Origin of the sequence: Prevotella sp. P4-51, assembly GCF_002251455.1 — a bacterium.
In the GTDB taxonomy this organism is placed as follows: Bacteria; Bacteroidota; Bacteroidia; order Bacteroidales; family Bacteroidaceae; genus Prevotella.
Genome location: NZ_NPJM01000031.1, coordinates 191695 through 207614 on the forward strand (window position 1 = coordinate 191695; position 15920 = coordinate 207614).

The 15920-nt window shown below is 44.5% G+C and carries 10 protein-coding genes and 2 tRNA genes; 1 reads left to right on the forward strand and 11 read right to left on the reverse strand.

All coding sequences use genetic code 11. The annotated features are described in order from the left end of the window. The first annotated feature begins 47 nt into the window (after positions 1–47). Positions 48–5162, forward strand: a complete 5115-nt coding sequence (locus CIK94_RS03620; protein WP_094421356.1) for a DUF4062 domain-containing protein — start codon at positions 48–50, stop codon at positions 5160–5162. A 7-nt stretch (positions 5163–5169) separates the two neighbouring features. On the opposite strand, the gene CIK94_RS03625 is transcribed toward CIK94_RS03620, so the two are convergent. From CIK94_RS03625 to rimO, 11 genes are all read right to left on the reverse strand, one after another. Next, the gene (locus CIK94_RS03625; RefSeq protein ID WP_094421358.1) at positions 5170–7230 is read right to left on the reverse strand and encodes an AAA family ATPase; all 2061 of its coding nucleotides are present in this window, start codon (positions 7228–7230) and stop codon (positions 5170–5172) included. Between the two features lie 390 nt (positions 7231–7620). Next, the gene (locus tag CIK94_RS14545; protein ID WP_173823497.1) at positions 7621–7779 is read right to left on the reverse strand and encodes a hypothetical protein; all 159 of its coding nucleotides are present in this window, start codon (positions 7777–7779) and stop codon (positions 7621–7623) included. Positions 7780–7784: 5 nt separating this feature from the next. After that, a complete protein-coding gene (locus CIK94_RS03630; RefSeq protein ID WP_022311455.1) occupies positions 7785–8672 on the reverse strand; it encodes an RluA family pseudouridine synthase in 888 nt (295 codons plus the stop codon). Between the two features lie 42 nt (positions 8673–8714). Further along, the gene (locus CIK94_RS03635; protein ID WP_094421360.1) at positions 8715–11279 is read right to left on the reverse strand and encodes an ATP-dependent Clp protease ATP-binding subunit; all 2565 of its coding nucleotides are present in this window, start codon (positions 11277–11279) and stop codon (positions 8715–8717) included. Positions 11280–11394: 115 nt separating this feature from the next. Beyond that, positions 11395–11467: transfer RNA gene (locus CIK94_RS03640), tRNA-Lys, on the reverse strand. 29 nt (positions 11468–11496) lie between these two features. Beyond that, a tRNA-Lys gene (locus CIK94_RS03645) sits at positions 11497–11572 on the reverse strand. 487 nt (positions 11573–12059) lie between these two features. After that, positions 12060–12245 carry a hypothetical protein gene (locus tag CIK94_RS14330; protein WP_022311458.1) on the reverse strand — a complete coding sequence of 62 codons (186 nt, stop codon included), beginning with the start codon at positions 12243–12245 and terminating at the stop codon, positions 12060–12062. A 74-nt stretch (positions 12246–12319) separates the two neighbouring features. Next, a complete protein-coding gene (locus CIK94_RS03655; RefSeq protein ID WP_022311459.1) occupies positions 12320–12964 on the reverse strand; it encodes a WG repeat-containing protein in 645 nt (214 codons plus the stop codon). A gap of 53 nt (positions 12965–13017) precedes the next feature. After that, entirely contained in the window at positions 13018–14316 is a 1299-nt protein-coding gene (locus tag CIK94_RS03660) for an HU family DNA-binding protein (RefSeq protein ID WP_094421362.1), read from the reverse strand. Then, the gene (locus tag CIK94_RS03665; RefSeq protein WP_094387136.1) at positions 14309–14602 is read right to left on the reverse strand and encodes an HU family DNA-binding protein; all 294 of its coding nucleotides are present in this window, start codon (positions 14600–14602) and stop codon (positions 14309–14311) included. Before CIK94_RS03665 ends, CIK94_RS03660 begins: the two co-directional genes overlap by 8 nt. Continuing rightward, entirely contained in the window at positions 14599–15909 is a 1311-nt protein-coding gene (gene rimO, locus CIK94_RS03670) for a 30S ribosomal protein S12 methylthiotransferase RimO (protein WP_094421364.1), read from the reverse strand. The genes CIK94_RS03665 and rimO overlap by 4 nt, the downstream gene beginning before the upstream one ends. Positions 15910–15920 lie beyond the last annotated feature (11 nt).

Here is a 15920-nt window from a genome sequence, read left to right on the forward strand (position 1 = left end):
ATTTTTGTAATGAAAGTTTACTTATTACCGAAACCAACATCATTTGTATGAGCACCAATACTGCCAAAAGACAGATTCGCGTTTTCTTGTCATCCACCTTTGCAGATATGCAGGACGAACGCAACTACCTTGTAAAAAAAGTATTCCCCATGATAAAGGCCGAATGTCATCGCCGTAACGTCAATTTCTCTGTTATTGATTTGAGATGGGGCGTTACTGAAGAAGATTCAAAAAGCGGCAAAGTAATAGAAATATGTATTGATGAGATAGAGCATACACGCCCATTCTTTATCGGAATGATTGGCGGAAGATATGGATGGATTCCAGGTGCCAACGGATATGGAGACAACAACCGTCTCTTGCAGAAATACCCATGGATAGAGAAGTATCTCAATAGCAATATGTCGATTACCGAAATAGAGATGCAATATGGGGCTCTGAAGAGCAAGACGCCCGTCAATGCAATGTTCTTCATCAGACAAGACAACTATATACCAGAGCAAAAACGAGAAACCGATAAAGTAAAGATCGAGAAGCTCAAAAGACTAAAGACCTGCATTGCAGAAGCCGAAAGTAAAGGACTCTGCAGTGCTACATCCTATACTACCCCAAAGGATTTGGGACGCAGAATATACAATCAGCTAATGGCCAAAATCAATGACCTCTACCCTGACGAGAATCTGGATTTCTATTCGATTGCCGATAAGCTACAACGAGCTAAGGAAAATGAGTTAAGACAGGTCTATATTAATGGGCGTATTCCTGCTTTGTTTACGGCTGCAGCTGATTTCGACACACATCGTCTTGTTATCGGTAAAAACGGAATGGGGAAAAGTGCATTTGTTGCGAATTATTATGCTGATACTACCAACGAGGATGGAGTTGAAGGAATCTATTTGGCAGAAGATGAATATGGTTTTGGTTATGTAAATGACAAAAGAACACACGAAGAAGGATACACCGAACGATTTGTACCCATTATTCGCACCTATATAGATAACGACATCAACACCGTTGATAAGTGCTATCGCATGTTCTTGAAGAAACTTGGGCAGACTTGTCCAACTTTTGCCGACATTGACTTGTATGATGAGACACCCATTTCGCTTAAAGACATCTTTGAAAATGCACACTATAACGAGCGTATCCTTTGGATGCTTGATGGAGTTGACCGTCTTATTGGAGATGACGACCTCTCTATGGCATGGGTTAACCAACTGCCCAACCAAATCAGTCTTGTGGTCACGGCTACTGACGAAAAAATAAAACAAGCCTGTCGTTCAATGCAGCACTATGAACTATGCGATTTATCTTCTACGGATATCATAGAGATAACCAAACGTTATCTTGCCATCAAAGCCAAACATCTCGTAGACAATCAGTATCTGCACATTGCCCGATGCAACATACTAAGAAATCCCTCATTACTGATAATGTTTCTAAATGAACTTCAAGAATTTGGCATTTACGAAAGAGTTGACGAATACATTGACCATTACCTGTCTGCACGTGATGAAAACGACTTTTATAACCTTATTATTGAAGGAGTTGAAGAAGAGCACGGACGCGATTTGACTGCGCAAATTTTATGTCTTCTTGCCGTTACCCAAACTGGTCTGGCCGAAAATCTGTTGGCCAGCCATTTGTCATTGCCTCCTATAGAATGGGCAAGTCTTTATGGCGCGCTGCGGTTGCTTACCATTGACATCGACGGGCATATTATGCTCGCCAATCAATCTTTGCAGAAAGCTGTCATTCAACGTTACATCGACGATAGAGCTAAGAAAGAATCATTTATGCGCCAAGCCATAAAACTATTGGAGAAAGAAACCAACAACTTGGATAGGCAAAGTCGCCAACTGACAAAACGCCACAATGGCTTCTTGGGATTCATTCTCATCAATCTGTTGTTTGCCAACACTATCGAAGAACATTTCCAGAACTCCATTCGCCGCAATAACACTGAACTGGTAAAGCTCTACGCTGAGACCCAGGAATGGGGGAAATTATATCAACGCATCCGTTCGATAACCGCTTTATCTGATTTGAACATTCCTCCTACCGAACTCTATGGCCTTTATCCTGAATTGTACAAAGCTGGCTATCATGTCATATCCAGCCAGCTTTCGTGTTGGTCATTATACCGTCTGATACTTTTATCGTTTTTTGTTTCCCCAGAGAATTACCGATCTCAATTTATGACATTAATATCAGCTATCACGTTACCCTCAATGCTTCTGCCAGAAGACATACGCACCCGTGAAATCAACCGGATTGTTCGTAATGTCAATTGGGTACTTCTGCTCCCATGGGGAATGAAGAGAGAAATAAAGAATAACCTACGAAATTATGCTGTTGGACAACACTTCAACGACGATATTAATATTGAAGACACATGGAGTCCAGGACGCACAATAGATTATGTACAGACGCCGCTTCTGCTCAATAGTATAGAGACAATATTGGATACGAACCGCGTTGAGCATATACTACAACAGGCCAACATGATGTTAGACCATTATGAAGACGGCGATATGGAAAAAACTCTCTTTCTACTTATAGCAGCCCAATGCTATATACGATTGGAGAATAGAAAGGAAGCAGAAGACATGCTTGACACAGTGGCATATATTGATAAGTATGCCTTTATTATAACCAGAATTGAAATACTATTTGATTTGACCTTTAACGATTTGACAAATGCCCAAGAGATAGAGGATAAGATTATGAGTATGCGTGATGGCACCATCGAACAGTCAACACAAAAAGTAGATAGTGAGCGCTATATGTTCATCCTTCAAGTCAAATTAGGCAAGAGCCCAGATGTCCATCAATGTATGGAGCGGATGTGGAATCTTTTATCATCATGCACCTACGCCAACGAAATCGGCACACTCCAGCAATTGGCAGAACAGTTATTGATATTCAGGGAATATTACCTTGCGGCTACAGCTTACCTTGAACTTAACAATTACATCTCCCCCTCTTCTCCAGAGCTGAATGCATATTTCTATTCGCAGGCTGCAGATTGTTTCGATTCAGACAAAGAATATTACGAGGCATATAAGTCTTATACAAATGCTGCTGACGCATATAAGGCAGTTCATAATAACTCCAAATACCACCATTGCTCCTATCAGGCAGTCAGGCAATTATATCTTGGAGCCCATTATGTAGATTGTATCAATCTCTGTGAACAATCACTGGAAGCCAAGACAGTGAATGCATCTCACTACGCTGAAGACTTTTATAATATTATTGGCCTCTGCTCTTATAACATGATAAACAAGGTGAGTGGTGATAAGTCCAAAGCATATTACGACAAGGCCTTTGAAGCTTTTCTTAAAAGTTACGAATTGGCTGCTCTTGATGATGAGGCTGCAAAAACCATTGCTTTCAATCTGGTCAATTGCCTGATAGAATATCCCGATTATGCTACTGCTTCCCAACTTGACACATTGGAAGCATACAATGAGAAGATAAAAGATAAAGACGCAGAGAGTTACTATACAAACAAGTGCCAACTATTGACATTGAAGGGAAATAATCAGGAAGCCATCTTGACAGGAACCAAGGCAATGCAGGAAGGAGCATTTGATGAAACCAGATTGGCCCAGCTCAAAACCAAGAGTACAGACAAGAGAGTCAAGAAGGAGGGCATTGAGTATCTTTTGGATAGATTTATCCACTTGGTTAACAACAACTATACCAAGCCAGTTGATACAAAACTGTTAGAACACTACACCCGCCACTATTTTCAATTCATCACCAAAGAAGATTTCTATACAGCCTTACCTCTCATCGAAGACAATGATATCTCTTTGGCAGGTCTGCTTTATATGCAGTGTGTTGACCACTATATTCTTAGCGACCCTGAACCTACAGAGACATACGATGAAGTTTGGGTAAAATATCTGTCCTCCGTTCAAGCGTTTGATGAAAGACAGACTACCGACTATATAAAGCTGCATATCAAGATTAGATGCATAATACTAAATGGCAGGTACAATATAGACGAATGTGTTACTCAATACTTGTCTGAGATAAGGCAGATTCTGCCTGATTATCCCATAAGCAAGGCTATATTCCGTTTGTGTAGATACGAAGAATGGACTGAGACCATTGTCCGTGCCGTCATCGAAGCCATTACCCAATCTCCTCATTGTGAGGAAGAACTTGCCAAAGTCATCAGGAAGATTGATGAAGTAAGCCACTCATCGTCAGCGGATATCTTCATACTATTTATTGAAAAGACGGCAAAACTAATTCGCCAATATTCCGACACAACAGTTAAAGACAAGCGAACCGTTGGTCAGGTCATCATGCAACTGATATACAATATGGATATCAATGACATGAAGATGTTGACCCACCTTTACAATCTATGCGGGCTGCCTATAGTGCTACCTATACGCGATGAGGACTATAATGACATAGACGCCGTTATAGGCAAATATAACCAGATGAAAAAGTCTCATCTTGAATATTATGTGCAACGAGAAGTTGCCGAAAAGCTACGGAAAGAATTGATATATCGTGGCCACTATCAAGAAGCATTGTCGGTTTGTAATGATTATGGAGCCAACGAACATCATGCCGACTTCATTACCAGCTACATCACCGATGCCGAATATGACAAGGCACAATGCCTCTTCCAGCAGGCAAAATACCAAGAGGCATTAAACATCTATCAGTATATACACAAGATAGCAGAAGAAAATGATGGCGAAAATGACCTTAGTGATTGGGATCATACTATTCGAGACGAAGCATTATGCCTCATTTATTGCAATAAAGAGCAAGAGGCTATCAAATTAATAAATAATCCTACTACGTCATATCCCTCTGATGATGGTCTCGCATGTATAAAGATTGTTGAGGCCATCGCCTATGTACACCGCCATCTGATGGCTGATGCGCAATCACTCTTTGAACAGGCTGCCAAAGAAGCAAACATCGAAGACGGTAAGGAGAACAATGAATGTCAAGACGATGCCGTGCTTCAATACTGCGCTCTATATTATATTGAAACAGCCCTTGCGTTGATTGAAAACAACGAGCACAGACTTGCGAAACAAGCCAAAGCTAAGGCTCTTAAATTCATGAGCAATTGCAATAGTGGGATATGCCAGAACAGAATGAGACTCATTGATGGCATCTGATTACAGATTATGCGAAGCCAATTTTAGGCTTCGCATAATTGTTACCGATAGTCAATTCATTATAGGCGGCTTCAATGTCTTCTGAGGTAATGGTTACCAGATAGTCTTGAGTAAACAGGTGAGAAGCCAGGACTCTGTTTGCGGTGTGGCAGATGGCCTTGTCAGCAAACTGCTCAACCCATCGCGCATTGGCAAATCCATTGGTTTTATCCCTCAGGGTTTTGCCAATAGCGTCAGCCAAGGTTTCATTGGCACTGAGAGACAGTTTCAATCCTCTTGAAGCAATTCTCATTTGAGCAATCTCCTGCAGTTCCTCTGAACAGTAATCCTCAAAATGCAGATAGTGGGTAAATCGTCCTCTCAGTCCAGGATTGCTATCAAGCATCTTGTCCATTTCGTTCTGATAGCCAGCCATAATAATTATCATATCAGGGTTGGGCTGTGCCAAGACTGTTAGCAGACACTCTATCACTCTATTGCCGAAATCCGCTTTATCGCCTGCTCCGGTATTCAGAGAATAGGCTTCATCTATAAACAAGACATTGCCCTTTGCTTGCGCAAACAGATTTTGCATGTTATTTTCGGTGTCCCCCAAATATCTTCCAACTATGGTTCCGCGTTCTGCTGTTATGACATCACCTTTGGACAGCACGCCAAGAGAGTGGAATAGTTGACCTATTTTCTTGGCCACAGTGGTTTTGCCAGTACCTGGATTACCCGTAAATATCATGTGGTGATTGGAAACACAGGAAATATTGATTCCTTGTTGTTGACAAAGACGGGCATAACGTTCGAGAGAGGCCATATCTGCGACAACCTTCTTGACAGAAGTCAATCCGACCATACTGGACAGAGAATGCATGACGTCATCAACACTCAGGCTGGCTGTCTCGAACATACTCCAGTCAATATCGCGGCTATCTATCATCTGCAGTTGCATAGCCGATTGTGGCTCAACAACGCTATCTGTATTTGCTACACGCTTGACAAAACGCTCCGCCAGTCCCTTTGTGACAAAGCGCGAAAGCATAGATAGCGACAACTTGGGTAGAGTGTTCTGTAATGACCGAAGCAGCAGCCCTATATTCAATTCATTCAATGCATCTGAAGACAAACGCAAGTCCATTTTCCTCAGTTCGCATTGCACTCCCAACAGGAATTCTTTAACGTTCATGGGCTGCAATTCCAAGTGGTTTTGCTCATCGATTTTGGCAATCAACGTAGGATACTTTTCACCAAGCAGGGTAATTTCTGCCTTCGTTCCAACGAAGATAAAGCCAATGTCGCCATTCACTTTCATACGCGACTCTATCATTTTGGCTAAAGACGCTCCTGCTCCCCAGAGCAGACTGCCGATGTGGTGCAGAATATAGAAAGTCTGATTAGATTCAAAATACTTATCAGCGGTTTGAAATAAATTGGAGCCATTGCCCTCTTCAATGACAGAAGACAAATCGTCATCGCTTACATTCCATGTCATGTCTACAATCTTAGCAAAGTTCTGCAAAGGATTTGTCAGATACTGAGCATCATCGCTGCTCACTGTAAAGTTAAGGCAAGGGCGCACATCCTTCAGATTCATGATATAACGACGCTCATTGAACATTTTCCATCGAAACAGTTCTATGGCACGCTGCTTGATTGGAGTTATCCCAGGATAATCTCCAAGTTTATCCCATTCCAACTGGTAAAACTCTTTGCGTGAGAGCTGCTCTACGACTATACTTTCCATCATGGCATGGGTAAGCGTAGTGGTCGTAAGATTGCTTACGCTGTCATCGGCAGACAGGTTGTAGGATATTTTGGCCACAGCCCGGTCATTGCATGTCAAGATTGCAAAATAATCGTTTGATAGCATGGCATATCGCGACTCACATCGGATGAGCAGACGGTTACGCTTTATACCAATGCGCTGAGGCTGGAAGTCGTTGACATAACACATAAGTGTATGGTCATAATTAGAGATTGAATACTTGTCGCCTCTATTGAGATGAGAGGCAAACGTAATGTCATAATAAACATGGAAGGAGTCGGATAATACGACTCTAACAGATACAATATCAGTCATAATAACAAATGATTAAATGAATAAAGTGAAATTTATAAAATATGAAACGGCCTTCCGTTTCATGGTGTATCAATAAACCAATGAACGCGTACAACAATCCCTTTCAGTTATCTGGACCTATATGAATTTTACTTCATATTCATGGCCACGAGAAACCGAATAGAATGTTTGCTTGCATTGATTTATCTTTAATCTTTGTTATTGTGTTTTTTGACTTTACCGTCAATATTCGTTGCAAAGGTAATGATTTTTGTTTAACTGCCAAATATTTTCAGTATATTTTTGCACAGAACACAGGATGAGCCCCCTAATAATAAATAATGTGGGTGTGCCCAAACAATGGACATGCCCACATTATGCATGATAACCTATAAACCTACAATTAGGCACCTATGACCTGAAGTAGGCAAAATAGATATAAGCCAGAATGCCTACGATTATTGCCAGAATGGCTGTCTTGATTAGGCAACCTGTTATCTTTTTGATTACTATCACGCCCACGACTACAGCAATGAGAATAAAGATAAAATAGGTGAAATTAATATCCATATCGTTTATTTGAAGAGTTTTCTAAATTGTGTGGGTATCATTGTTTCAAACTCCATCCGCTCGTGTGTCACTGGATGATAGAAGCACAGTACGTAAGCGTGAAGACACAATCGGCCGAGCGGGTCGTCGCCATTACCGTATTTGACATCACCACATACCGGATGTCCCATGTCTGCAGAGTGAACACGTATCTGATTCTTGCGCCCTGTCTCCAATTGGTACTCTACCAAAGAATGTTCAGTAGTACGGTTCAATACATAGAAATGGGTAACAGCATATTTGCCACCATTGTCGGTAGGCGATGAATAGGTCACGTAGTTCTTGTTGTCCTTCAGCCAATTGGCAATAGTACCCTCGTTGTCTTCCATCTCACCAGAAACAACGGCAACATAGCGACGGTCATATACGATATTATGCCAATCATGTTCCAGTATCTGCTCCGTCTGCATATCTTTGGCATAAATCATCAGACCAGATGTATCACGGTCCAGTCGATGGACGACATGAGCAGTGCAGCGTTGGCGTGTACGACGGAAATAATCATCCAATATTGTTTTGACATTGAGCGAAGAATGACCAGCTGCCATACTCAGTATGCCCACGTTTTTCTCTATCACGACAAGGTACTTGTCTTCATAGACGATACTGAGATAGCGGCTTTTGAACTGGTCGTTCTTTTTTGAACGGCTGATTGAAATCTTATCTCCTTTATGGATGGGGAAGTCAAATTGGGTTACTTGCTTGCCATTGACTTTTATGCCACGCCCCTGCAGAGTCGCCTTGACTTTAGAGCGGCTCTCTTTAAGGTTGGCAAGGAGCCATGAGAGCAACGTATCATCTTCTTGCGCCACATATTGGGCATAATCGTTCTTCTTGTTATAATTGTTTATCATCTGTTTGCTTTTGAACAGTTAATGTCTCAATATTCGGTGCGCTTATGATGGCTGCGCGGTATCTGCATTGTTTTCGGTTTCGACCGTAAACGAGAGCTCATCTTTATCCGTAATCTTGTCTATGACTATCGTCTGACCGGGGGTGAACTCTTCTGAAATCAACGCTTCCGACAGTTTGTCCTCTATATAGGTCTGTATGGCTCGTCTCAATGGGCGTGCGCCAAACTGCACATCATATCCATGGTTGGCGACAAACGACTTGGCTGCATCGGTTATGCTAAGACGATAGCCCATTGACAGGAGGCGTTCAGACAAGTCGGCAAGCTGAATGTCAACGATTTTCTCGAGAGCTTCAATGCTTAACTGGTCGAAGGTGATGACATCATCAAGACGATTGAGGAACTCGGGGGCAAACTGCTTGCTCAAGCTCTTCATGATGATATCGCGCGCATACCTCTTATCATCCTCGTCAAGGTCAGCGCCCAAGATATTGCGCTTGGAGAAGCCAATGCCACGACCAAAGTCTTTCAGTTGGCGCGTTCCGGCATTTGAGGTCATAATAATAATGGTATTGCGAAAATCTACGAGACGACCATTGCCATCGGTAAGACGACCCTCGTCGAGCACCTGTAACAACATGTTGAAAACATTGGAATGGGCCTTTTCAATCTCATCGAGCAAAACGACTGAATAGGGATGACGACGCACTTTCTCGGACAACTGGCCGCCCTCATTATAACCTACATATCCGGGAGGAGCTCCAACCAGTCTGGAAGTGGTGAAGCTCTCGGCATATTCGCTCATATCTATGCGTATGAGAGAGTCGGTAGAACCAAACAAGTGCTCAGCTATCTTCTTGGCCAAATGGGTCTTGCCGACACCGGTTGGACCGAGGAACATAAAGACGCCAATAGGCTGGTTGGGCGACTTCAGCCCCACCCTATTGCGCATGATGGCTTTGGAAACCTTTTCCACAGCTTCATCCTGCGCTATTACGGTCTGCTTGAGTGTGGCAGCCAGCGTCTTCAACTGTGCGGTCTCGCCTTCAGAGATGCGCCGAACGGGCACACCGGTCATCGTGGCGACAACCTCTGCGATGTCTGCTTCGCTTACCTTTTCCCTTTGTTCGCTTTCTCCAGACATCCACTTGCTGCGCATATCCGCCAATTCCTTTTCCAAGACCAATTCCCGGTCACGATAGCTTATTGCCAACTCAAAGTTCTGCTTCTTGGCAGCACTCTGCTTCTTGTCCTTAATCTCGGCCAGCTCCTTTTGAGCCTGTCGGATTTCGGCAGGGATGGTGGCATGAGACAAATGCACATGGGAGCCGGCCTCGTCCAAGACATCGATTGCCTTGTCGGGGAAACTACGGTCACTTATATATCTATCGGCAAGACGGACACACGCTTTGAGGGCCTCGTCGGTATATTCGACATGGTGATGCTCCTCGTAGCGAGACTTGATATTCTGCAGGATACACAGGGTGTCTTCTGCAGATGTCGGCTCGACCAGAACCTTTTGGAACCTGCGCTCCAAGGCTCCGTCCTTCTCTATGGAGTTGCGATATTCGTCAAAGGTGGTGGCGCCGATACACTGTATGGTGCCGCGCGCCAATGCCGGCTTCATGATGTTGGCAGCATCCATGCTGCCCGGTGTGCTGCCTGCACCAATCATCGTGTGTATCTCGTCGATGAAGACGATTATGTCTGGATTGTTCTCCAGTTCCTTCAGCAATGCGCGGATGCGTTCTTCAAACTGACCTCTGTATTTGGTTCCGGCTACGATTGCTGTCAAGTCAAGATTAATCAGACGCTTGTTGAACAACAGCGGCGAAGTCTTCTGCTCAACTATCATCTGTGCCAAGCCTTCTACGATGGCACTTTTACCCACGCCTGGCTCTCCGATGAGTATGGGATTGTTCTTTTTACGCCGACAGAGAATTTCGGTGACGCGCAGAATTTGCTCATCGCGCCCTACCACGGGGTCAAGTTTGCCCTCGGCTGCAGCGCGGGTCAGGTCTACAGAGAAGTTGTCTATGACGGGAGTGCCACCCATAGCGTCCTTGCCCTTGGTGGCAGCAGCCGTGTCACGGTCAGAACGATTGTCGTATTCAGGAGTTTCTCCCTCATCGTCATCAGACATGAAAAGTCCGTCTACAGGACCACTATTGGTTTTTTGAGCCAAATAGTTCTGCATATCTTCGTATTTTATATTGTTGTCATTGAGAATTTCCTTAGCAGCGGTGTGAGCCTTGTCATGCAGGATAGCAAGCAGCACATGGTGGACATCCACCATCTGGCTATGCTGCAAACGGGCTTCCAAGACAGCCAACCTCAATATATTACTGGCCTGCTCGGTGAGCGATATCTCGCTGTCTGAGGCTGACTCGTAGCGATACTCGTCAATGATGCGATGCTCAACAGTCTCTTTCAAAGATGTATAGTTTATATTGAGATGTTTCAGAAATTCTGCAGCTTTACCACTATCGTCATGCAAAACGCCCAACAGTATATGCTCCGGACAGATGGCCTGGCTGGAAAGCCTGTCAGCCTCCTTGCGAGCAAATACCAATAAATCAGATACTTTTTGTGAAAACAGATTATTCATATATGCGTTTCGATTCCCTTTTTATTAATTGTTATGCAAAATTACACATTCATTATTGAATATGCAAAAAGCGTACCAAAAAAAAGAGATAATCTTTGTCAGATTATCTCTTTTGTACACCCTTAGGGGTTCGAACCCTAGACCCACTGATTAAGAGTCAGTTGCTCTACCAACTGAGCTATGGGTGCAAGTGGAAAGTGCAAAATGATTTGTCTTGTGGTACACCCTTAGGGATTCGAACCCTAGACCCACTGATTAAGAGTCAGTTGCTCTACCAACTGAGCTAAGGGTGCTCATGTTTTGACTTTCCTTATTTGCGAGTGCAAAGGTACGACTTATTTTGGTAACCACAAAATTTTTCAGAACATATTTTTGAAAAAATATCAGTATTCGTGAGGCTTGGGCATCATTATACCATTGTGCGTTTGGCATACATGGATGCCATTATCATGCGAACATATTAATAATTAATTTGTTAGACACCACCAAACCTCATCTGCAGGCACAATGCTTACCATAGGCTGCATAAAAGTCACATTCGGCACTGCTATGAAGACATAGACAACATCCTGGCCATACCACGCGGCTCCCCTATCCTACGACATCTCTCCCAAATGCATGTTTTTCTTGATTTCAAAGTTTGAAACTAACAAATCAAGTTGCGAAATGATAAAATCGAACTTTGATTTTATGGTTTCATGCCTCGAACATGGAGATTACGTCGACACGGCACTTTTCGAACCGTTCCGGCACAAGTCGCTACCGACCGGCAGAGACATACTATGGAACAAGGGTGAAGGAGAAACCAGGTGCAAGCAGTCCTTTTACCGCGATGCGATAGTGGAATAGCTCGGCGTTGCAATCATCAAAACTGATGCGACGAATCACGATGACAACGGTCGGTCTGACAATAATCCAGAAAACGACCTTGCCCGATATAAAATTATCAACTATATATTCAGGCATACAGATCTATGGCCTAAAATATATAGTTGATAGTCACGATGCCGATGAAATCGGCGAAACAGCTGCCAGCCGTATTATAATAAGGTAACCTTGCCATCCTTTACAGCCTCAAAGTACGGAGGCTCTTCGCGGAGGGTAATGTCATCGTAGATGAAATCGGCATAAATGGTATCTTTACGGTCTGGAAGCACCAAACCCATCTTGCCGTCTTTCTGGGCTATAATAGGCATTGTGCGCAAATCATCTACATAGACGTAAGGAGTACGCAAGAAATCATATTGAGCCTTCAATATCACCTTACCCGTATGGTCAAGAATGCCATATTTGCCATTCTCTTCATATATCTGATGATACTGGATATATTTGCTTTTGATACGGGCGAGATAGAAGTTCACCCTTTGTTTGTCGTTGATAAATTCGAGCATATAGCTGAACGTGTCGCAATAGTTGGCAATGGCTCTTGCCAGCACGACCTTGAGATCGAGGCCGTCAAGCACCTTGCGGTTCAGGTCTATATATCGGGCTATAGCCTGTTCGCGTTGTTCGGTATTGAGGTGGGCCAGCTGCTCTTCAAAGCGATGCATCATGGCAAGCGTGCCAGACATACCTTTGATGTAACGGTGTATCTGGCGTCCCATCTCGACACAGACGAACTTGTCTATCTGCTGCTGCTCAATGGGGTCGCTATATTGCTTTTCAAAATTCTCTTGAGTTATCATATTCTATACACTAAGTTTCATCAAAATTACCAATAATTCTTGTAAGGAGCAAACTATCTCCGCTTTATTTTAAGTTCGGGAATCTTAATCATCTGTCCTTCCTTGACTTCACGCGTGCCATTTATCGCCTCTACATAACACTCCATGCCCGGACCAAGATAATACTTGCTAATCGATGCGAGGGTCTGCCCGGCACGAACTTTTACGGTCGTTTTTACACCTATTATATTATAGGCTCCAGTGCGCACTCGGGCATCATTGTTATACTCGGTCATGGGCTGAGGCTCAGCTGCAGGCTTGTCTTCTTTTTTTGCAGCCACATGCTTGGTGGTGTCCTTATGCTGCACATCGACCGCTGGCTGCTGCTCGACAACCTTGACGGGAACCGTATCTTTGACTGTGGATTGTGGATTGGCAACAACGGCAACCTGAGGCGTCGTGGCCGTATTGGCGAGACGAGCAAAAGAACTGAAGTTGGTAAATATATAATAACCACCGCCAAGGACCAAAAGCAATACAACCACGACGGCGATGCCTATCAGACGCATAAGGTGATGGGAACGCTCCAACTGTTCACGCAGGAGGTCGTTAGCTTCAGACAGTTGTTCGTTCTGCTTGCGCAAGACTTCGCTAAGCATTTTGGCACTATCATCAACCACAGCTACGGGCATGGGCGTAGGCTCTAACGCTTCAACGGCGGGTATCTCTACAGGCTCGGGAACAGTTTCTATGTTTTCTGCCTTGGCATCTTCCTTTTCCGGTTGACAAGCAGGGGCTGCCTCCTGGGACTCAGAGGTATCTTCTCCCACTTCCCCTGCCTCTTCCACCGCTTGCTCAGCGCCTTCTATCGCTTCGTCAATCTGCGGAGTTTGCGGTTCTGCGACGGTCTTTGGTTCTTCGACCTCGGGATTTACCTGTGATTGGGTCTCAACAAGCAAAGGTTCTACGCTATGTGCAGCGGTTTCAGGCTCATCCACATCAGCCTCACTTTGTGACAGATTGGCGGCTTCGTCTATAGCGGTAAAGTCAACTCCTTCATTGACCATCACGGTTTCAAACTGCGCAAATGGGCGGTTAACCAAATCTCGAAGGGTTGTATCTGGGGTAAAAGAAATCTTGTCACGGCCGGAAATCTCGATAGATTCGCCAGTATTGACATCAACGCTCTTGCGGGCACTGACTGGCACCACCTTGAATGTGCCAAGCCCTTTGACCTTTACCATCTTTTCATCACGGAGGCTGTCGCAGAGGACGTCAAAGAAGCTCTCGACAAACGCAAGAGCTGCCTCGGAATCAAGTTTGCGCTTCTTGGCAAGAATGGTTGCCAGCTCCTTTATGCCAACTTTACTCATCGCTTCCTCCTCCGTATTTTAATTGTTCCTTAACCGATGCTGCGGGCTTGAATCCCAAAACAAGTTTAGGGGGAACCAGCATGCGCACACCCGACGAAGGGTTGACAACAACGCGCTCCAAACGTTTCTTTACCTCAAACGACCCGAAAGACGGAATGGAAACGACTTCACCTTCGCCAAAACAGTTGGCCATCTCGTCAATAAGCGAATTAACCAACCGCTGTGTATCGGTCTGGGTATATCCGCTGCGTTGTGACAGAGCTGCAATAAATTCCTTGTTGTTCATACTACTTCACCATACAAATCAAACTCATCGGAGTCTGTAATTCTTACTTGATAGAAACGGCCTACACGCAATGGGCGTAACGCACGAATGAGAACTTCGGGGTCGACTTCGGGCGAACAGAACTCTGTGCGTCCTATATAATAGTCCCCCTCCTTGCGGTCAATAATCACTTGCATGACACGTCCAACCTTGGCGGCCTCAATCTCTTCACTTATATCCTGCTGCACGGCCATAAGCTGGGCAAGTCGCTGCTCCTTGACCTCTGGTGCAACATCGTCGGCATAGTGCTGGGCACTATATGTCCCCTCTTCTTCTGAATAAGCAAAGGCGCCCATCCTTTCAAAGCGTGCCCAACGCACGAACTCGACAAGTTCATTGAAATCTTCATCGGTTTCACCGGGAAATCCGACCATGAGCGTGGTACGCAAATGAATACCGGGCACGCGCTGGCGGATGGCCTTCACGAGGTCGATGGTTTCCTGCTTGGAGACATGGCGGTGCATGCGCTCAAGCATGTGGTCGGATATATGCTGTAGGGCGATATCGAGATATTTGCAGACATTGTCGTGGCGGGCCATCACATCAAGCAGCTCCATTGGGAACTGATTGGGATAGGCATAATGGAGACGAATCCATTTGACGCCATTGATATTGGCAATGTCCTCTATCAAATCTGCAATATGACGCTTGCCATCGATATCTACGCCATAGTAAGTCAATTCCTGCTCAATAATCTGAAACTCGCAGGTGCCACCGGCAACAAGCGAACGTATCTCATCCAAGATTTCCTGCTTAGGACGCGAATGGTGCTTGCCGGTAATAAGCGGGATAGCACAATAGGCACAACGACGGTCGCATCCTTCGGCTATTTTGACATAAGCATAATGGTGAGGCGTGGTAAGATGGCGAACCGGAAGCGAATCGGGACCAGCCTGAACGCAACCCTCAGCCGGACCTAAGTCGGCAATCAACTGATTGAAATTGAATTTGCCATAATACTTGTCCACTTCAGGAATTTCGGCCTCAAGGTCATCCAGATATCGCTGCGAAAGGCAGCCCATGACATAGAGGCGTGACAACTTACCCTGCTGCTTACGCTGGGCATATTCCAATATCATATTGACGCTCTCTTCCTTGGCATCGCCAATAAAGCCACAAGTGTTGATTATGGCAATCTCGCCCGAAGGATGCTTAGGGTCGTGCGTGCAATGATAGCCGTTGGACTCCAGCCGACGCATCAGGCTCTCTGAATCTACAAGATTCTTGGAGCATCCCATGGTGATGAAGTCGATATGCTTCTTTTTCATGTTACTCTTGC